The organism is Sabulicella glaciei (genome assembly GCF_026183895.1).
In the GTDB taxonomy this organism is placed as follows: Bacteria; Pseudomonadota; Alphaproteobacteria; order Acetobacterales; family Acetobacteraceae; genus Roseococcus; species Roseococcus glaciei.
Genome location: NZ_JAPFQI010000015.1, coordinates 64,208 through 81,577 on the forward strand (window position 1 = coordinate 64,208; position 17,370 = coordinate 81,577).

A 17,370-nucleotide genomic window follows, 5' to 3' on the forward strand; every position below is an offset into this window, starting at 1 on the left:
TCAGCCTGCCTTCTTCGCGGCGGCGGTCTTGCGGGCCGCGGGCTTCTTGGCGGCCGGCGCCTTCTTCGCCGCAGGCTTCTTCGCGGCGGGCTTCTTGGCCGGGGCCGCGGCCGCCTTGCGCGCCGGGGCCTTGCGGGGCGCGGCCTCGGCGGGCGCATCGCCCTTCGCCGCCTTGGCGGCAGGCTTCGCCTTCGTGGCGCCCTTGCGTCCCTTCAGCGGCGCCATCTCCTTGCCCTTCTCGGCCAGGAGGGTCACGGCCTCGTCCAGCGTCACCTGCTCCATCTCCGTCCCGCGCGGCAGGTTCGCCACGCGCTTGCCGTGCATGACGAAGGGACCGAAGCGTCCGCGCCGCACCTCCACCGGACCACCGCCCTTCGGGTGCTCGCCCAGGGTGAGGCCGCGGGGCTTGGCGTCGGCCAGCAGCGCGACGGCGCGATTCAGCCCGATCGTCAGGGGGTCGTCGTCCCGGTCGAGCGACTTGGACAGGTTCCCCATCTTCAGATACGGCCCGAAACGGCCAAGGTTGCTGGAGATCTCCTCGGCCGTCTCGGGGTGCACGCCCACGATGCGCGGCATGGAGAGCAGGGCCAGGGCGCGCTCCAGGTCCATCCCCTCCGGGTCGGAGCCGCGCGGCAGGGAGGCGCGACGCGGCTTCACCGCCTTGCCCTTGGCGTCCGTCGTGCCCTCGCCGAGCTGGACATAGACCCCGTAAGGGCCGCGCCGCATCGTCACCTGCTCGCCGGAGGCGGGGTCGGTGCCGAGCACGCGGATGCCTTCCTGGAACCCGCCCCCGGACTCGCCCTCGGCCCCCGGCACCGCGAGCGGGCGGGTGTAGCGGCATTCCGGGTAGTTGGAGCAGCCGATGAAGGCGCCAGTCCGCCCGAGCCGCAGCCCGAGCCGCCCCGAATTGCAGGCGGGGCACAGGCGGGGATCGGTGCCGTCATCGGCCTGGCGCGGAAAGAAATGCGGGCCCAGCTCCTCGTCCAGCCGGTCGATCACGTCGCTGATCTTGAGTTCGGAGGTGCCGTCCAGCGCCCGGGCGAAATCCTCCCAGAAGCGGCGCATCACCGCCCGCCAGTCGGCCCGGCCGCCGGAGATGTCGTCCAGCTGCTCCTCGAGCCCGGCGGTGAAGCCGGTATCCACGTAGCGCTCGAAATAGCTGACCAGGAAGGCGGTCACGAGGCGGCCGCGATCCTCCGGCACGAAGCGCTTGCGGTCGAGCCGGACGTACTCCCGGTCCTGCAGCACCTGGAGGATGGAGGCGTAGGTGGAGGGGCGGCCGATGCCCAGCTCCTCCATCTTCTTGACCAGCGACGCCTCGGAGTAGCGGGGCGGGGGCTGGGTGAAGTGCTGCTCCGCCGTCACCTCGCCGCGCTTCAGCGGGTCCTTCTCGCGCATGGGCGGCAGGATGCGGGTCTCGTCGTCATCATCTCCCGCGTCGTCGCGGTCCTCCTTGTACAGCTTCAGGAAGCCGTCGAAGGCGATGACGCTGCCCGTGGCGCGCAGCTTGGTGCGGCCCGACCGGTCGGCAATCTCGACGGCGGTCTGGTCCAGCTCGGCCGACTGCATCTGCGAGGCGACGGCGCGCTTCCAGACCAGCTCGTAGAGCTTGCGCTGCTGCTCGGACAGGTAGCGGGCGACCTTCTCCGGCGTGCGGGACACGTCGGTGGGGCGGATCGCCTCGTGCGCCTCCTGCGCGTTCTTGGCGCGAGAGGAGTATTCGCGCGGCGCGGCCGGGATGTAGTCCTCCCCGAAGGCGCCCTTGATGTGCGAACGCAGCTCCTGGATCGCCTCGCGCGCCATCTGCACGCCGTCGGTCCGCATATAGGTGATGAGGCCGACCGTCTCGCCGCCGATCTCCACGCCTTCATACAGGGACTGGGCGGTGCGCATGGTCATCTGCGCGCCAAAGCCCAGCTTGCGGCTCGCCTCCTGCTGGAGGGTGCTGGTCTGGAAAGGCGCCGGCGGGTGGCGGCGGACCCGGCGCTTCTCGACCGTGGCGACGCTGAACTCGCCCGCCTCGACGGCGGCCTTGGCGCGCATCGCCTTGGCCTCGTCGTTCAGGTCGAACTGGTCGAGCTTGCGCCCCTCGTGATGGGTCAGCCGTGCGGTGAAGGGCGCGCCGGAGGGCGTGGCGAAACGGGCCTGCACCGTCCAGTACTCGCGCGGGACGAAGCTCTCGATCTCCGCCTCGCGCTCGCAGATCAGGCGCAGCGCCACGGATTGCACGCGGCCGGCGGAGCGGGAGCCGGGCAGCTTGCGCCACAAGACCGGGGAAAGGCGGAACCCCACCAGGTAGTCCAGGGCGCGGCGGGCCAGGTAGGCCTCGATCAGCGGGGTGTCGAGCTCGCGCGGGTGGGCGATGGCGTGCTGGACGGCGCGCTTGGTGATCTCGTTGAAGGTGATGCGCGCGACCTTCTTGCCGCGCAGCGCGCCCTGGCGCTGCAGCATCTCCTGCACGTGCCAGGAAATCGCCTCGCCCTCGCGATCTGGGTCAGTGGCGAGATAAAGGCGGTCCGCCCCCTTCAACGCGGAGGCGATGGCGCGGACCTGCTTCTGGCCGCGGTCATCCGCCTCCCAATCCATGGCGAAATCCTCCTCTGGCCGGACGGAGCCGTCCTTGGGGGGCAGGTCGCGCACATGGCCGAATGAGGCGAGGACGCGGAAGTCGGACCCCAGGTACTTCTCGATGGTCTTGGCCTTGGCGGGGCTTTCGACGACGACGACATTCGCCACGTTGCGATCCTTCAGGGCCTCAGGAGGCCAGCGCCACCCGGTTGCCGGGCAGGGTTTCGATACGGCCTTCCAATTCCAGATCGGTCAGAAGAGCCGCGAGTTCGGGCCGCGATAGCTGGCAGCGCCGTCCCAACTCGTCAACGGGCATGGGCGTTGCGCCAAGCATTTCAAGCACTTGCGCGGCGCCTCCCAGGGCCGGGAGGGGCGTGGGCTCCATGATCGGAAGCTCCGGCAGTTCCATCTGCCGCAAGGTTGGACGGCCAAGCGGCGCGTCGGGAAGGTGCATCAGCACGTCTTCCGCCCCCTCCGTTAGGTGGGCACCCTGGCGGATCAGATCATTGGCGCCGTGCGAGCGCGGGTCGTGCGGATGGCCCGGCACGGCGAAGATCTCGCGCCCCGCCTCGATGGCAAGGCGGGCGGTGATCAGCGTGCCCGATTGCCGCGCCGCCTCGACCACCACGACACCCAGGGACAGCCCGGCCACGATGCGGTTGCGGCGGGGGAAGTGCCGGGCCAGCGGTGCGGTGCCGAGCGGCGCCTCGCTGACCACGGCGCCGCCTTCCTCCACGATGCGACGCTGAAGCTTCGCGTTCTCGCGCGGGTAGGGCACATCCAGCCCGCCCGCGATGCAGGCGACCGTGGTGCCGGTCCGCAGCGCGCCCACATGCGCCGCCCCGTCGATGCCGTGCGCCAGGCCGGAGATCACGGCAATGTCCTTCAGGGCCAGGGCCTCGGCCAGTTCCTCGGCGAAGCGGCAGCCATGGGCGGAGGCGTTGCGGGCGCCCACCAGCGCCACGCCGCGCAGGCCGAAAGGCGCCAGCGAGCCCTCCACCGCCAGCACCTGCGGCGCATCGTCGAGCAGGGCGAGCAGGGGAGGGTAGTCCGGGTCGCCGGGAAACAGCAGCCGCGCGCCGCGCCGCTCCAGTGCCTCCACCTCCCGCCGGGCCGCGTCGCGGGAAAAGGCGCGCGGTCCGAGCGCCTCCAGGGTGGCCTCGGCCGAGCCGTGCCGGCTGAGGAGGCGCCGCTGCATCGCAGCCCCGACCCCCTCGGTTCGGGCGAGGCGGAGCCGCGCGAGGCTCACTTGCCGGCGCCGATCCGCGGCTCGGTGCCGGCGCGCAGCCGTGCGATGTTCTCGTGGTGGCGCCAGAACACGATCGCCGCCACCGCCAGCAGCGCGAGGGCCGTGCGCCCGTCGGCGAAGGCCAGCGCGGCGAGGGGCGCCACGGCCATGGCCGCCAGCGCGCCGACGGAGGAGATGCGCGACAGCTTCGCCGCCAGGAGCCAGAACAGGGCGGAAACGACGAAGACCGGCCAGGACAGGCCGAGCATGACGCCCAGCGCCGTCGCCACCCCCTTGCCGCCGCGGAAGCCGAGCCAGGGCGGGAAGCAGTGGCCCAGCACGGCAGCCAGCGCGGCCAGCGGCGCCCATTCCGGGCCGAACAGCCAGCGCGCCACCAGCACCGCGACGGTGCCCTTCAACGCGTCCAGCAGCAGCGTCGCGGCGGCGAGCTTGCGGCTGCCCGTCCGCAGGACGTTGGTCGCGCCGATATTGCCTGAGCCGATGGCCCGGATGTCGCCCATCCCCGCGGCGCGGGTGAGGAGGAGGCCGAAGGGAATGGACCCCAGCAGCGCGGCCAGGATCGCGGCGCCCAGCGCGTTGGTCATCCGAAGACCCTCTTGCCACGCTTCCAGGTGCCGATGACACGGCCCTCCAGCGCCCGCCCATCGAAGGGCGAGTTCTGCGCCTTGCCCGGCAGCTTGCCGTCCCGCACCTGCCAGGCGCGGGTGGGATGGAACAGGCACAGATCGGCCGGGGCCCCGGGGGCGATCCGCCCGGCCTCGATGCCCAGCAGCGCGGCGGGGCGGGAGGTCAGCAGCGCCAAGGCCTCGGGCAAGGCAAGGTCGCCCGCATGGACGCGGGCCAGGGTGACGCCCAGCAGCGTCGCCAGCCCCGCCCCGCCCGGCGCGGCCTGGGCGAAGGGCAGGCGCTTGTCGTCCGCGTCCCAGGGCGTGTGGTCGGAGGCAATGGCATCCACCGTGCCGTCCTTCAATGCCGCCACCACCGCGAGCCGGTCCTCCTCCCGCCGCAGGGGCGGGGACAACTTGGCATAGGTGCGGAAACCGCCGATCGCCGTCTCGTTCAGGTCAAAGTAGGGGGGTGCGGTGTCGCAGGAAACGCGCAGCCCTTCCGCCTTGGCCTCGCGGATCAGGTCGAGTGCGGCAGCGGTGCTGACATGAGCGAAATGGACATGCCCGCCGGTCAGCCGCGCCAGGGCAATGTCGCGTGCGACCTGGATCGCCTCCGCCGCCGCCGGGATACCCGGCAGGCCGAGGCGCGTCGCCAGCTCGCCCTCCGTCGCGGCGCCGGTCCCGGCGAGGCTCGGCTCCTCCGGGTGCTGCACGATCATGGCGCCGAAGGCCCGCGCATAGGAGAGGGCGAGGCGCATGGTCCGCGCCGGGCCGATGGCGCGGGCGCCGTCGGTGAAGCCGACCGCCCCCGCCTCGCGCAGCAGACCGAACTCCGAGAGTTCCTTGCCGGCGCAGGATTTGGTGGCCGCGCCCCATGGCAGGATGGTGAGCGACCCGGTGGCCTCGCCGCGCCGGATCACGAACTCCACCAGGGCCGGGTCGTCCAGCGCCGGCTCCGTGTCGGGCAGGGCGCAGAGCGTGGTGATGCCGCCCGCCGCCGCCGCCTCGGCCGCGCTGGCGATGGTTTCCCGGTGCTCGGCGCCCGGCTCGCCCACCGTGGCGCGCAGGTCCACGAGGCCGGGGCACAGCACCGCGCCGCCCGCGTCCAGCGTCTCCGCCCCCTCGGCGGGGGCGCCGGACAGGCTGGCGATGCGCCCGTCCTCCACCAGCAGCGACCCCACCGTGTCGAGGCCCGACCCCGGGTCGAGGATGCGCGCATTGGTGATGAGCAGCTTCGTCATGCGAGGCGCTTCTCCATGAAGACCCGGCGGAATCCCTTCTCCTCGCCGCGATGCGTCTCGACGAAGCCCAGCCGTGCGTAGAGGGCGATGTTCTCGGTCATCTTCTCGTTGGTGTAGAGCCAGACGCGCGGATGGCCGCGCCGCAGCGCCTCCTCCTCCACGAAGCGCAGGAGGCGCCGGCCGATCCCCGTCCCTCGCAGCGAGGCGGCGACGGCGATGTTGTCCAACAGCAGCCCCTCGGGCGTGTCCTCCAGCACCAGCACGCCGAGGATCTGCCCGTTCTCCTCCTCCACCCAGGCCTGGCCGGCGCGGATGCGCGCCGCGTAGTCGTCGGTCATGGGAAAGGGCTCGCGTCCCAGGCGCGGCACGTAATGGGCATAGGCGCCGCGCACGAGGTCGCGCAGCGCCTCCGCCTCGCCAGGCTTCGCGAGGCGAGGCATCAGGCGTTACGCCGGAGGCGGCGCGACAGCACGTCCAGCACGGCCATGCGGACCGCGACGCCCATCTCCACCTGCTCGCCGATCACCGAGCGCGCGGGGTCGTCGGCCACGGCGCTGTCGATCTCGATGCCGCGGTTCATCGGGCCGGGATGCATCACGATGGCGTCCGGCTTCGCGACGGCGAGCTTGGCAGCATCCAGCCCGAAGAAGCGAAAGTACTCGCGGCTGGAGGGGACGAGGCCGCCCGTCATGCGCTCCTTCTGCAGGCGCAGCATCATGACCACGTCGGCGCCTTCCAGACCCGCGCGCATGTCGTGGAACACCTCGACGCCCAGGCGGGCGCATTCGCTCGGGATCAGGGTCGGCGGGCCGACGACCCGCAGCCGCGCGCCCATGGCGGAAAGCAGGTGGATGTTGGAGCGCGCGACGCGCGAGTGCAGCACGTCGCCGCAGATCGCGACCACCAGCTCCTCCAGGCGGCCTCTGCGGCGGCGGATGGTCAGCGCGTCCAGCAGGGCCTGGGTCGGGTGCTCATGCGTGCCGTCGCCCGCGTTGATGACGGCCGCATCCACCTTCTGCGCCAGCAGCGCCGGCGCGCCGGACTGGCCGTGGCGCACCACCAGCAGGTCCGTGTTCATGGCGTTGAGCGTCGCCGCCGTGTCCAGCAGCGTCTCGCCCTTGTTCACGCTGGAGGTGGAGACGGACATGTTCACGATGTCCGCGCCCAGCCGCTTTCCCGCCAGTTCGAAGGAGGTGCGGGTTCGGGTCGAATCCTCGAAGAACAGGTTGATGAGGGTGCGGCCCTTGAGCAGGTCGCGCTGCGTCTTCCCCTGGCGGTTCAGCAGCGCATAGCTCTCCGCGAGGTCGAGCAGGGCGGAGATATGAGGCGGCTCCAGCCCCTCGATGGCGAGGAGGTGGCCGGTCGGGAGGATGGGAAAGGAAAAGCCGCTCATCGCCCCGCATCCCCGCCAACGTGCCCACGAGTCATCCCGTGCCCATCCCCTGCGCTGCCGGGGCTTGGTAGCGCGGGGCGGGCGGGTTGCCCAGGGCAGGGGGCCTCAGACGGGGCGGGTCGCGTCCAGCGCGCCCTGCAGCATCCAGGCGGCCGCGGCCGAATCCACCGCCGCCGCGCGCTTCTTCCGGGTCAAGTCGGCCTCCTGGATCATGGCGCGGTTCACGGCAGCGCTGGACAGGCGCTCGTCCCACAGGGCGCAGGGCAGGCCCGTCGCCTCGGACAGCGCCAGGGCCCAGTCGCCGGCTGCCTGGGCCGCCGGACCGCGCGAGCCGTCCATGGAGAGCGGGTGTCCCACCACCAGCCCACCCACCCCCATGGCGGCCGCGATGCGCGCCACCTCGGCCGCATTGCGCGACAGCTTGTCCCGCTTCATCGGCGGATGGGGGGAGGCGAGCATGAGCGACACGTCGGTCAGTGCGAGGCCCACCGTCTTGCTGCCAATGTCCAGCCCCAGCAGGCGCTGACCGGGCGCGAGGCTTGCGCGGAGGGACGCCATGGATAGAAGGGGCATGACCGGCCTTATGGCCCTCCTCTAGCGGAATTGGCGAATCCCATGTCGCTCGACGCCGAGACGGTGAAGCGCGTGGCCCGGCTGGCCCGGCTGCGCGTGGAAGAGAACGAGATCCCCGGCCTCCAGGCCGAGCTGAACGGCATCCTCGGCTGGGTGGAGCAACTCGGGGCTGTGGACACCGAAGGGGTGGAGCCCCTGGCGGGCGGCAATCCCGGCGGCGCCAGCCTGCCCTGGCGCGAGGACCGCGTGACGGGTGGCGGGGTGGTGGAGAAGGTGCTCGCCAACGCCCCGGACCGCGAGGGCGACTATTTCGGCGTGCCCAAGGTGGTGGAGTGATGCTGACCGAACTGACCATCGTCGGCGCCCTCAAGGCGCTGGAATCGGGTGAGACCAACGCCGTCGAACTGGCCGAGGCGCATCTGCGCGCCATCGAGGCGCTGAACCCGCGGCTCAACGCCTATGTCACCCTCCACGCCGAGCGGACGCTGGACGCGGCGCGCGAAAGCGACGCTCGCAAGGAGCGCGGCGCGCTCGAGGGCATCCCGCTCGGCTTGAAGGATCTGTTCTGCACCGAGGGCGTGCGGACCACGGCAGGGTCGAAGATCCTTGGCGATTTCGTGCCGCCTTATGAAAGCACGGTGACGGCGAAGCTGAAGGCGGCGGGCGCCGTTTCCCTCGGCAAGCTGAACCTGGACGAGTTCGCCATGGGCTCGACCAACAGCAGCAGCGCACACGGGCCGACGATCAACCCCTGGTCTCCTGGCAACCGGAAGCTGGTTCCGGGCGGCTCCTCCGGCGCTTCCGCCGCCGCGGTCGCGGCGCGCCTAGCGCCGGGGACCATGGCGACGGACACGGGCGGCTCCATCCGCCAGCCCGCGGCGTTCTGCGGCGTGGCCGGCATCAAGCCGACCTACGGGCGCGTGTCCCGCTGGGGCATCATCGCCTATGCCTCCTCGCTCGATCAGGCTGGGCCGATGGCCCGCACGGTGGAGGATTGCGCCATCCTCCTGCGCGAGATGGCGGGGCATGACGCGAAGGATTCCACCAGCGCCGATGTCCCGGTGCCCGACTTCGCCGCTGCCTGCGGCCGCTCGGTGAAGGGGATGCGGATCGGCGTGCCGGCGGAGTACCGCCTCGAAGGCCTGTCGCCCGAGATCGCCCGCGTTTGGGACCAGGGCCTCGAATGGCTGAAGGAGGCGGGGGCGCAGATCGTGCCCATCTCCCTGCCGCACACGAAGCACGCGCTCGCCACCTACTACATCGTGGCGCCGGCCGAGGCGTCCTCCAACCTCGCGCGCTATGACGGCGTGCGCTACGGGCTGCGCGTCGCCGGGCAGGGCGACGGGCTGAACGACCTCTACGAGCGCAGCCGCGCCGCCGGCTTCGGGGCCGAGGTGCGGCGCCGCATCCTGATCGGCACCTATGTGCTGAGCGCCGGCTACTACGAGGCCTACTACCTGAAGGCGCAGAAGCTGCGCGCCCTGATTCGCCGCGACTTCGAGCAGGCCTGGGAAAGCTGCGACGCCATCCTGACGCCGGCCACGCCCACCGCCGCCTTCGCGCTGGACGATCAGCCGAGCGACCCGGTGACCATGTACCTGAACGATGTGTTCACGGTCACCGCGAACCTCGCCGGCATCCCGGGCATCTCCGTCCCGGCCGGGCTTTCGGCCGAGGGGCTGCCGCTGGGGCTGCAGATCCTGGGCCGCCCCTTCGAGGAGGAGACGCTCTTCGCCGCCGGCGCGGCGCTGGAGCGCGCGGCGAACTTTTCCGCCAAGCCGGGGATGGTCGCATGAGCTACACGATCGACGGTTGGGAGCTGGTGATCGGGCTGGAGGTCCATGCCCAGGTCACCTCGCAGGCCAAGCTGTTCAGCGGCGCCGCCACCGCCTTCGGCGCGGCGCCGAACAGCCAGGTTTCCTTCGTGGATGCCGGGATGCCGGGGATGCTGCCCGTCATCAACGGCGAATGCGTGGCGCAGGCGGTCCGCACGGGCCTCGGCCTGAACGCGGAGATCCATCTCTGGTCCCGCTTCGACCGCAAGAACTACTTCTACGCGGACCTGCCGCAGGGCTACCAGATCAGCCAGTTCGCGCACCCCATCGTCGGCAAGGGCGAGGTGGAGATCACGCTGGCGGACGGCACGACCAAGACGGTCGGCATCACGCGCCTCCATCTGGAGCAGGATGCGGGCAAGTCGCTGCACGACCAGCACGCGACCAAGTCCTTCATCGACCTGAACCGCTCCGGCGTCGCGCTGATGGAGATCGTCTCCGAGCCCGACATGCGCTCGCCGGAGGAGGCAGGAGCCTACCTGACCAAGCTGCGCCAGATCATGCGCTACCTCGGCACCTGCGACGGCAACATGGACGAGGGCTCCCTGCGGGCCGACGTCAACGTGTCCGTCCGCAAGCCGGGCGAGGGGTTCCGCACGCGCTGCGAGGTGAAGAACGTCAACTCCATCCGCTTCGTGATGCAGGCGGTGGAGGCGGAGGCGCGCCGGCAGATTGAGGTCTGGGAATCCGGCGGCACGGTGGACCAGGAGACGCGCCTGTTCGACACCGGGCGCGGCGTCACCCGCTCCATGCGCTCCAAGGAGGATGCGCACGACTACCGCTACTTCCCCGATCCGGACCTGCCGCCGCTGGTGTTCACGAAGGACTTCGTGGACGGGCTGAAGGCGGCCCTACCGGAACTGCCCGACGCGCGCCGCGCGCGCTACGTCGCCATGGGGTTGTCGCCCTACGATGCGCATGTGCTGACGCTGGAGAAGGACACGGCCGTGTTCTTCGAAGAGGTGGCGGGGGGCCGCGACGCCAAGCTGGCCGCGAACTGGGTGACGGGCGACTACTTCGCTGCGCTGAACCGCCTCAAGCGCGACGTGTCGGACAGCCCGGTGTCCGCGCGCCACCTGGGGCGCCTCCTGGACCTGATCGCCGACGGCACGATCAGCGGCAAGATCGCCAAGGACGTGTTCGAGATCATGCTGGAGGCGGACGAGGATCCCGCTTCCATCGTCGAATCGCGCGGCCTGAAGCAGGTGAAGGACACGGGCGCCATCGAGGCGGCGGCGGATGCGGTGCTGGCCGCGAATGCCGACAAGGTGGCCGAGTTCCGCTCGGGCAAGGACAAGCTGTTCGGCTTCTTTGTCGGGCAGGTGATGAAGGCGATGCAGGGCAAGGGCAACCCGGCCCTGGTGAACGAGGTGCTGAAGGCGAAGCTCCAGGGCTGAGCTGGGGCGCTTCGCAGCTCCGAAACGATGGCCAGGCCGGTCCCGCCGCATCAAGTGCGGCGGGACCGGCCTGGGGCTTCGTGTCGGCTCAGCTTTTCAGGGGGCCGGTATCCTCGTCGTCCTCGCCGATCCCCTCGTCATCGTCCTCCTCGTCGTATTCATCTTCCTCGTCATCGGCGTCGAGGATAAGGGCGCCGCGCACGGTGGCGAGACAGGCCGAGTAGGTTTCCAGGATCCACGCGCGGTCCACTTCCGCGTCCTCGTCCTTTTCCATGATGAGCTTGAGCAGGGCGAGGGCCACGGCTTCTTCGCTGTCGCCCTCGATCTCGATCTTGATGTCTGCCATCGGCACTCCCTCCTTCGGCATCACGGGAAGCTTGTCCAACGCACGGAGCCTCCGTGCGCTGCCTCCGACAGTCAGCGGCGCAGCGTGTCGATCATGCGCTGATCCGCGCTGCGCGCCATGCCCGGGATGAGCAGCGCGTCGAGCAGCCACCAGAGAAAGATCAGCCCGAGTCCGGCATAGCCAATGAAGACGAAGGTCAGCACCCAGGACATGGCGAAGAGGCCGAGCATGATCACGCCCGACACCCAGCGGCCCAGGTACATGCGGTGAACGCCGCCGTAGCCCAGCAGGAACCAAAGCACGTAGGCGGCGATCAGCGACTTGCGGTTCGCATCGAAGCGCATGCGGGCCAGGGCATCGTCGGATGGGGGCATCTGTGCCTTCCAGTTCTCCAAGCCTAGGATATGGGGAAGCATTACCTCGCAAGGAAGACCCCGCATGGCGATCGAACTGTGGACCTGGAATACCCCCAATGGCCGCAAGATCAGCGTGGCGCTGGAGGAGATGGGACTGCCCTATACGGTGAAGACCGTGGACATCAGCAAGGACGAGCAGTTCAACCCGGAATTCCTGGCCTTCTCGCCCAACAACCGCATCCCGGCGATCAAGGACCCGGACGGGCCGGATGGAAAGCCCATCACGGTGTTCGAGAGCGGGGCGATCCTCCTCTACCTCGGTGAGAAGACGGGGCGCTTCCTGCCGCGCGACCTGCGCGCGCGCATTCCGGTCCTGGAATGGCTGATGTGGCAGATGGGCGGGTTCGGCCCGATGCCGGGCCAGGTGCATCACTTCCTGATGCAGCCCGAGGGGCCGGCGCGCGACTACGGCTTCAACCGCTACCACAAGGAAACCAGGCGCCTTTATGGGGTGCTGGACCGGCGCCTGGCCGGGCGGGAATTCGTGGCGACGGAGGGCGAACCCTCGGTGGCCGATTTCGCCATCCTCGGCTGGGCTTGGCGGCACGAGCGGCACCAGGTCCCCTTTGACGACCTGCCCCACGTCGCGGCCTGGTATGAGCGCATGATGGCCCGCCCCGCGACCCGGCGCGGCTTCGAGGTGCCGCTGTCCTGACGCGAGGTTTGACGCGGCGAGGCCCCGCCTGTATCAGGGCGGGGCATACGCCGTGTGACTTTCCACTCCTGCGGAGGGGTGGCCGAGTGGCCGAAGGCGGCGGTTTGCTAAACCGTTATAGGATGTCAAGTCCTATCGTGGGTTCGAATCCCATCCCCTCCGCCAGTTCTTGCCCACAGAATCCTGATTTTGCAGAGATTTCTCGCGCGGCCGGCGAGGTAGTCCACAATCCAGTCCACAAGAGCCTCGTAGCTGCCTGCCTTGAGTGGCAGCGCTGTGCACAGTTCGGCGGAGATGCGGCCGTTGCGGTGTCGGGTGATGGCGGTCCTTATGCAGCTCAGGCGGGCAGACAATGGCGCACACGTCAGAAGACTGCGCCGCATAGGTCTCAATGTTGTCGTCGACGTGGATCATCGCGCACAGGAGCGCCGAGCGGAAGTCCGCGCCCTTGGCGGGCATTGCCACCTCCTTATCGCGACAAGGAGTGAGAATGGCGATGTTGTTTGTGGAGGCTCCGGGCGCGAATGGAGACATCTCGAAAAACGCCTTCGCTCACTTCCCCGCCTGCGCGCCGACCGAGGCCTCATCGTCATTCGTAAAGGGACACGACCAGCCTGCCATAGGATCTTTCACCGCGTCGCTGGAGAGAACCCATCTGTGCGGGTGGTAAGCCGCTCGGCAGATCCACCCGCGGATAAGTAATGAGCCATACCCGTCTCGACCGCTCCAAAACCGGCCCGAGCGAGTCGTTGCCCACCACAAGACTTGTTTCTCCCGCAAGGGGAATCGATTGAGTGACGGGCATAAGGCGAAATAACTCGACAAGACGTGGGCCGAGAACATCGTACACCCGACTCCATTGCGGGCTTGGCGGGTTGGCGACGGAGAGGGCTGATCCCCAGTTCGGACCAATCATGTACCAAGCCATTCCCCAAAACATGGATAGCTGCGGCGCATAGACAACGTCGTTCGGCTGGAGTTGTGCTTGGATGTCTGATGCGGCACGTCGGAAGTCGGTGGACGTCGTCCGGTCGGCCCAACCTACAATCGGGATGGCCAGAAGCACTAGGAGGAGGCTGGCGACAACGGTGTTCCTCGCGTGGGCGCTCACGGTGAAGCACAAATGGGCGAGCACAATCGCGAAAAAGGGCGCCATCATTGTTGCGAAGAGGTTCGTCTTGAAGATCGGCTTCAGCATCACGTCCAGGCCCGCTGCGACGACGAGTGGTGCGACAAGGAAAAAAATCGTGGTCGCGCGCGTGCGGCGCACGCTGAGCCCCGCAAAGACCGTGCCGAGGTAAACTAGCAGTCCGGCCCACCAACCGACCGCTACGGGAAGGCTCGTCGTGACAACGGACGAGAGCCAGGACATGACACCTACTAGAGAGGACGCCTCAGCCAAGTTGGCGTCGTGCAGCAAGTTCTTCACCAGAACCGGGCCGCTCGCCAGCGCTGCGGCTCCATAGAGAACCAGCCAGATCATGTAGTCTCGCCGTGGTGCCCCGCGGCCGGAAAGCAGAGTAAGCGCGAACAAGCCATTGAATAGGACGGCTATGAAGCCGACCGCATGGGTGTAAATGATCGCCAGAAGAAGGATGAGAAGGACGATGCGGTCTCGTCCTCTCACGTGCCGACTGTCGAAAACCTGCACGCAGTAGTAGTACGACCAGATCAGCAGGACAGTGAGCCACGCGTAAGGCCGGACCTCCTGTGACGCCCATAAGCCGCTCGGCAACGCCGCGAGGATCGCGGTACCAGTCCAGGCTAGTTCGCTGGTTCCGATGCGCCTGAGGACGAACCAGAGCGAGGGGAGCGCCACTAAAGACCAAAAGATGGAATTTGCCTTGAACCAAAAGTCCGTTTGGCTAATCCAACCCCAAAAATGTAACTGCAAAAAGTAGACCGGTGGATGAACGTCGTTCCGAAGGATTTGTGGGATGATCTGAGCGATCGGCTGGACCGCGTGGGTCACTGCAATGATCTCGTCTTCCCATAAGCCAAGTTCGAGTCGCACTATCAGGCGCAAGGCAACGCCAAAAAGGATTACGAGCGCTGCCAAACCGAGGTAGATTCGATGCGGATTCAATCGGGCGGCTTCGTAGATGCCAAATGATGTCGGCGAAGCTGCGGGCCTTGGCAAATCTTTCAAATCGGGATCTCCATCTGCCTCATCTGTGAATTGAGGATGCCGGGGAATTGGTCTGGCAGCTAGGCTCAGGACTCGCTGATTGAGCCAGAAGGTGACGGTGGCCGCCAGCGTGATGGCTGCAAAGAAGGTGTGGGCGCATCGGTCGTAGCGTATGGCAATGCGCCACCAGCCCTCGAGGCGGCCGAACATGATCCCGGTGCGGTGGCGCTGGCGATAAATGGTGGCGTCGTGCGGGATGGGCTGCTTGCGAGACCGGGTCGAAGGGATGCAGGCCGCTGTGCCGCCTTGCTGCAGAGCCTGCCGAAAGCAAGCACTGTCCTAGCCGCGGCCAGCGATCGGTTCCCGGGCGCGGCAGCTTCGGCAGCATCAGTGCGGCGCCTCGGTGGTCGCTCAGCTGTCCTTCGGGAGCAGCAGCACGAGGGGCCGGCCGTGGCCGTCGCAAGCGGCGTGGAGCTTGGAGTTCAGCCCACCCATGGTGCGGCTGAGAAGGCGGAGAAAAGCTCCTTTTCGAGGGGGCTGGCCGCCGTCCGATGCGCTTTCGGATGAGTGCTGTCGATCATGAGCCGCTCAGGCGGCCCAGCCTCAGCCGCCAGCGCCGCGATGCGGTCAAACACGCCCATGCGACTCCAGCACACAAAGCGATTGTAGAGCGTCTTTTGGGGGCCGTAGGCTGTGGGAGCATCGCGCCACTGCTGGCCGCGGCGGATCACATAGATGATGCCTCTCAGCACACGGCGGTCATGCACCCGTGAAACGCCATGCGATAGTGGAAAGTGCGGCGACAGGCGGCGCAGCTGGGCAGGCGTCGGTAGGAAGTGCGGCTTTGGGCTGGCATGGAGGAACCTCCGCCACGCTCAGAATCGCAGGCCGCCGCGCCGATGCAAGCGATTAGCGGGTCCTGAGCCTAGCGTCGTCTCTCATTCTTCGGGACCGCTTTGAGCCAGTGCGGCAGTCTCTGCTCCGTCAGCCATAGGTCCACCAGATCCGTGATGGTGCCCGGCGCGCCGAACTGGATGCCATCAAGGGGGTGGCCTTCCATCCGCAGTGAGCAGACGGCACCCACCTTGTTGCAGTGGATTTCGGCGCTTCGGTAGCGGAAGCGCGGCCCGCCCTCAGGGCCTACCTGTTCGATCAGTTCGAGGTCATCTGGCATCCTCCCTGGCTACCAGGGAGCTTGAGGTGCCAACATGCCCTGCCTTGACCTTGGTATAGGCGAATGTCGCGTGGGGGGCGGCTGTGGCGCTCAAGCCAAGGCCCCGCCAATAAACTTGCGAGGCTTCATATTTTTGGACAGACTTGCCTGTCTGCCCACGCACAAAGCGGGGCCGGGGGAGTCGTCCAACATGCTGATATCTCCGCTTGTGGATCTGGCGATGCGCGTCGCGCCGCCCCGCATGGCCTTTCGGATTGAGCAGATGCGGCAGGCACGGTGGGGAAACACCGAGCCCGAGTGGCGGCTTCTCCATGAGCTGGCCGATCCGGACCGGGCCGCCGTGGACGTGGGAGGCAACCATGGGCTTTATGCGGGGCAGCTCGCGCGCCTTTGTCCACAGGTGCATTGCTTCGAGCCGCAGCCCGCCCTCGTTGCGGAGTTGCAGCGCAAGCTTCCGCGCAACGTCACGATCCACAACATGGCTCTTTCGGATACGACCGGCATTGCGACGCTTCGGGTTCCGCCGGGCGACGATGGGCGGGCGTCGCTCCATCCGGCGAACGCGGTCAGGGGCGATACGCTGCTCGTTCCGTTGCGGCGCCTAGACGATGTGGTGCGCGAGCCAGTGGGCTTCATGAAGATCGACGTCGAGGGGCACGAGATGGCCGTGCTCCGCGGCGCAGAGGAAATCATCCGTCGCGACCGACCCGCGCTTTTGGTCGAGGCCGAAGCCATGCACGAGCCCAGCCAGCCTTTCGAGCTCTTTCGTCACCTTTTTGATCGAGGCTATGCGGGCTGGTTTCTTTGGCAGGGCGAACGGTTGTCGGTCGAAGCATTCTCCCCCGAGACGCACCAGCGGGAAGACCGGATGGGCGGCTACGCCCACAATTTCATGTTCTGCGCCAACGCGGATTGGCCGTTGCGCTGAACCATCGCCTCGGAACGAGCGGTTTTCTTTTTTCTTTCATGAGGGGGCTTGCATATACCTTCCCAGGCGGTGGTAGCGTCATTCCGTTAAGCACTCGGGAGGAAATCATGATCCGAAGATTGGGCCGGCGCGTCGCGCTGGGATTGCTGATGCTCGCCTCGGGCGGGGTGGCGCATGCGGCACCTTGGCCAACCTACAATCCCGATCCGGGCGCACACGCAATTATCAAGTTCGAGACAACGTTCACGGGGAACGTTGATGGCGGTAGCGTGCTCCGCCCCGTAAAGATGGAAGGTTCTATTACCCTGACGTGGGAGGCTTTCCAGAACGGCTTCGACCTCAGATTCGAGAACGGGCAGGCGTTTTTGCTGCCTGATGGGACGGTCAGCGAACCGCCATCAATTGACCAGACAAACGGACTTTTAGATATCCGCGTCGAGTTTTCGCGGCTCGACTGGCCTTCACATTATTTTACCAACCACGTCGACTTGGCGTACCTCCGCAGCGGTCGCGGCGGTGTGCAGGAAACTCCGCAAACAAAATTCTTTTCACTAAACGGAAGCGCTGCGAGCGGCATGACTGGGTCCTTCGCCTTCGATGATGATACCTACGGTTCCAACCGCAAGCTCTTCGGGACTCGCATTCAGTTTCTGGCAGATAATAGCTTCTCGGGAGACTTCATTAGCGTCTCAGGCATCGATGTTTGCTACAGCCCGTCGCCGCATTGCCTCTTCACAGGTCAGACCACTGTCGCTGTTCCTGCACCGGCTGGCCTCGCCTTCCTGGCGCTCGGTTGGGCCGGGTTGAGCATCGTACAGCGCAGACGGGAGCACACCTGATCAAGTGGAACGCTTGGCTT

Annotated in this window: 16 protein-coding genes, 1 tRNA gene and 1 pseudogene; 7 read left to right on the forward strand and 11 right to left on the reverse strand. The window is 67.7% G+C overall.

Annotation, left to right across the window (positions count from 1 at the left end):
- The 7 genes from topA to ruvX form a co-directional block, all read right to left on the reverse strand.
- The gene (gene topA / locus OF850_RS16820; RefSeq protein ID WP_301591479.1) at positions 1 to 2,736 is read right to left on the reverse strand and encodes a type I DNA topoisomerase; all 2,736 of its coding nucleotides are present in this window, start codon (positions 2,734 to 2,736) and stop codon (positions 1 to 3) included.
- 19 nt (positions 2,737 to 2,755) lie between these two features.
- The gene (gene dprA, locus OF850_RS16825; protein ID WP_301591535.1) at positions 2,756 to 3,766 is read right to left on the reverse strand and encodes a DNA-processing protein DprA; all 1,011 of its coding nucleotides are present in this window, start codon (positions 3,764 to 3,766) and stop codon (positions 2,756 to 2,758) included.
- Positions 3,767 to 3,813: 47 nt separating this feature from the next.
- The gene (plsY, locus tag OF850_RS16830) at positions 3,814 to 4,401 is read right to left on the reverse strand and encodes a glycerol-3-phosphate 1-O-acyltransferase PlsY (RefSeq protein WP_301591481.1); all 588 of its coding nucleotides are present in this window, start codon (positions 4,399 to 4,401) and stop codon (positions 3,814 to 3,816) included.
- Positions 4,398 to 5,666, reverse strand: a complete 1,269-nt coding sequence (locus OF850_RS16835) for a dihydroorotase (protein ID WP_301591482.1) — start codon at positions 5,664 to 5,666, stop codon at positions 4,398 to 4,400. Before OF850_RS16835 ends, plsY begins: the two co-directional genes overlap by 4 nt.
- Complete coding sequence (locus OF850_RS16840) at positions 5,663 to 6,106, reverse strand: GNAT family N-acetyltransferase (protein ID WP_301591483.1); 444 nt, start codon at positions 6,104 to 6,106, stop codon at positions 5,663 to 5,665. Before OF850_RS16840 ends, OF850_RS16835 begins: the two co-directional genes overlap by 4 nt.
- Positions 6,106 to 7,059, reverse strand: a complete 954-nt coding sequence (locus OF850_RS16845; RefSeq protein WP_301591484.1) for an aspartate carbamoyltransferase catalytic subunit — start codon at positions 7,057 to 7,059, stop codon at positions 6,106 to 6,108. Before OF850_RS16845 ends, OF850_RS16840 begins: the two co-directional genes overlap by 1 nt.
- Positions 7,060 to 7,164: 105 nt before the next feature.
- Positions 7,165 to 7,632, reverse strand: coding sequence for a Holliday junction resolvase RuvX (gene ruvX, locus OF850_RS16850; protein WP_301591485.1), 468 nt, complete (start codon positions 7,630 to 7,632; stop codon positions 7,165 to 7,167).
- Positions 7,633 to 7,674: 42 nt separating this feature from the next.
- Between ruvX and gatC the strand changes: the two genes are divergently transcribed.
- Genes gatC through gatB form a run of 3 tightly spaced genes read left to right on the forward strand, consistent with a single transcriptional unit; the run spans position 7,675 to position 10,864 of the window.
- Positions 7,675 to 7,968 (forward strand): Asp-tRNA(Asn)/Glu-tRNA(Gln) amidotransferase subunit GatC, encoded by a 294-nt coding sequence (gene gatC, locus OF850_RS16855; protein ID WP_301591486.1) that lies wholly within the window; start codon positions 7,675 to 7,677, stop codon positions 7,966 to 7,968.
- On the forward strand, positions 7,968 to 9,428 hold the full coding sequence (gatA, locus tag OF850_RS16860; protein ID WP_301591488.1) for an Asp-tRNA(Asn)/Glu-tRNA(Gln) amidotransferase subunit GatA: 1,461 nt from the start codon (positions 7,968 to 7,970) through the stop codon (positions 9,426 to 9,428). The genes gatC and gatA overlap by 1 nt, the downstream gene beginning before the upstream one ends.
- Positions 9,425 to 10,864 (forward strand): Asp-tRNA(Asn)/Glu-tRNA(Gln) amidotransferase subunit GatB, encoded by a 1,440-nt coding sequence (gene gatB / locus OF850_RS16865; protein ID WP_301591490.1) that lies wholly within the window; start codon positions 9,425 to 9,427, stop codon positions 10,862 to 10,864. The genes gatA and gatB overlap by 4 nt, the downstream gene beginning before the upstream one ends.
- Before the next feature lie 88 nt (positions 10,865 to 10,952).
- Here the strand turns inward: gatB and OF850_RS16870 are convergent, their stop codons facing one another.
- The gene (locus tag OF850_RS16870; RefSeq protein WP_301591491.1) at positions 10,953 to 11,210 is read right to left on the reverse strand and encodes a hypothetical protein; all 258 of its coding nucleotides are present in this window, start codon (positions 11,208 to 11,210) and stop codon (positions 10,953 to 10,955) included.
- Positions 11,211 to 11,281: 71 nt separating this feature from the next.
- The gene (locus OF850_RS16875) at positions 11,282 to 11,584 is read right to left on the reverse strand and encodes a TM2 domain-containing protein (protein WP_301591492.1); all 303 of its coding nucleotides are present in this window, start codon (positions 11,582 to 11,584) and stop codon (positions 11,282 to 11,284) included.
- A gap of 64 nt (positions 11,585 to 11,648) precedes the next feature.
- On the opposite strand from OF850_RS16875, the gene OF850_RS16880 reads away from it, so the two are divergent.
- Positions 11,649 to 12,281, forward strand: coding sequence for a glutathione S-transferase family protein (locus OF850_RS16880; protein ID WP_301591493.1), 633 nt, complete (start codon positions 11,649 to 11,651; stop codon positions 12,279 to 12,281).
- 72 nt (positions 12,282 to 12,353) lie between these two features.
- Positions 12,354 to 12,446 (forward strand) — tRNA-Ser (locus OF850_RS16885).
- A 2,065-nt stretch (positions 12,447 to 14,511) separates the two neighbouring features.
- On the opposite strand, the pseudogene OF850_RS16890 reads toward OF850_RS16885, so the two are convergent.
- Both OF850_RS16890 and OF850_RS16895 read right to left on the reverse strand, forming a co-directional pair.
- Positions 14,512 to 15,224 (reverse strand): annotated as a pseudogene (locus OF850_RS16890) (IS5 family transposase); the annotation flags it as partial.
- Between the two features lie 110 nt (positions 15,225 to 15,334).
- Entirely contained in the window at positions 15,335 to 15,583 is a 249-nt protein-coding gene (locus tag OF850_RS16895; protein WP_301591494.1) for a hypothetical protein, read from the reverse strand.
- Positions 15,584 to 15,803: 220 nt separating this feature from the next.
- Here OF850_RS16895 and OF850_RS16900 point away from each other — a divergent pair, with 220 nt between their 5' ends.
- A complete protein-coding gene (locus OF850_RS16900; RefSeq protein WP_301591495.1) occupies positions 15,804 to 16,511 on the forward strand; it encodes an FkbM family methyltransferase in 708 nt (235 codons plus the stop codon).
- Between the two features lie 107 nt (positions 16,512 to 16,618).
- A complete protein-coding gene (locus OF850_RS16905) occupies positions 16,619 to 17,350 on the forward strand; it encodes a hypothetical protein (protein ID WP_301591497.1) in 732 nt (243 codons plus the stop codon).
- Positions 17,351 to 17,370 lie beyond the last annotated feature (20 nt).

Excerpts from the sequence above, each read along its gene's own strand:
- OF850_RS16870 (WP_301591491.1), bottom strand. The coding sequence starts at position 11,210 with ATGGCAGACATCAAGATCGAGATCGAGGGCGACAGCGAAGAAGCCGTG.
- OF850_RS16905 (WP_301591497.1), top strand. The coding sequence starts at position 16,619 with ATGATCCGAAGATTGGGCCGGCGCGTCGCGCTGGGATTGCTGATGCTC.
- plsY (WP_301591481.1), bottom strand. The coding sequence starts at position 4,401 with ATGACCAACGCGCTGGGCGCCGCGATCCTGGCCGCGCTGCTGGGGTCC.
- gatA (WP_301591488.1), top strand. The coding sequence starts at position 7,968 with ATGCTGACCGAACTGACCATCGTCGGCGCCCTCAAGGCGCTGGAATCG.
- OF850_RS16835 (WP_301591482.1), bottom strand. The coding sequence starts at position 5,666 with ATGACGAAGCTGCTCATCACCAATGCGCGCATCCTCGACCCGGGGTCG.
- OF850_RS16895 (WP_301591494.1), bottom strand. The coding sequence starts at position 15,583 with ATGCCAGATGACCTCGAACTGATCGAACAGGTAGGCCCTGAGGGCGGG.
- gatB (WP_301591490.1), top strand. The coding sequence starts at position 9,425 with ATGAGCTACACGATCGACGGTTGGGAGCTGGTGATCGGGCTGGAGGTC.
- OF850_RS16900 (WP_301591495.1), top strand. The coding sequence starts at position 15,804 with ATGCGCGTCGCGCCGCCCCGCATGGCCTTTCGGATTGAGCAGATGCGG.
- OF850_RS16845 (WP_301591484.1), bottom strand. The coding sequence starts at position 7,059 with ATGAGCGGCTTTTCCTTTCCCATCCTCCCGACCGGCCACCTCCTCGCC.
- OF850_RS16880 (WP_301591493.1), top strand. The coding sequence starts at position 11,649 with ATGGCGATCGAACTGTGGACCTGGAATACCCCCAATGGCCGCAAGATC.
- dprA (WP_301591535.1), bottom strand. The coding sequence starts at position 3,766 with ATGCAGCGGCGCCTCCTCAGCCGGCACGGCTCGGCCGAGGCCACCCTG.
- OF850_RS16875 (WP_301591492.1), bottom strand. The coding sequence starts at position 11,584 with ATGCCCCCATCCGACGATGCCCTGGCCCGCATGCGCTTCGATGCGAAC.
- gatC (WP_301591486.1), top strand. The coding sequence starts at position 7,675 with ATGTCGCTCGACGCCGAGACGGTGAAGCGCGTGGCCCGGCTGGCCCGG.
- OF850_RS16840 (WP_301591483.1), bottom strand. The coding sequence starts at position 6,106 with ATGCCTCGCCTCGCGAAGCCTGGCGAGGCGGAGGCGCTGCGCGACCTC.
- ruvX (WP_301591485.1), bottom strand. The coding sequence starts at position 7,632 with ATGCCCCTTCTATCCATGGCGTCCCTCCGCGCAAGCCTCGCGCCCGGT.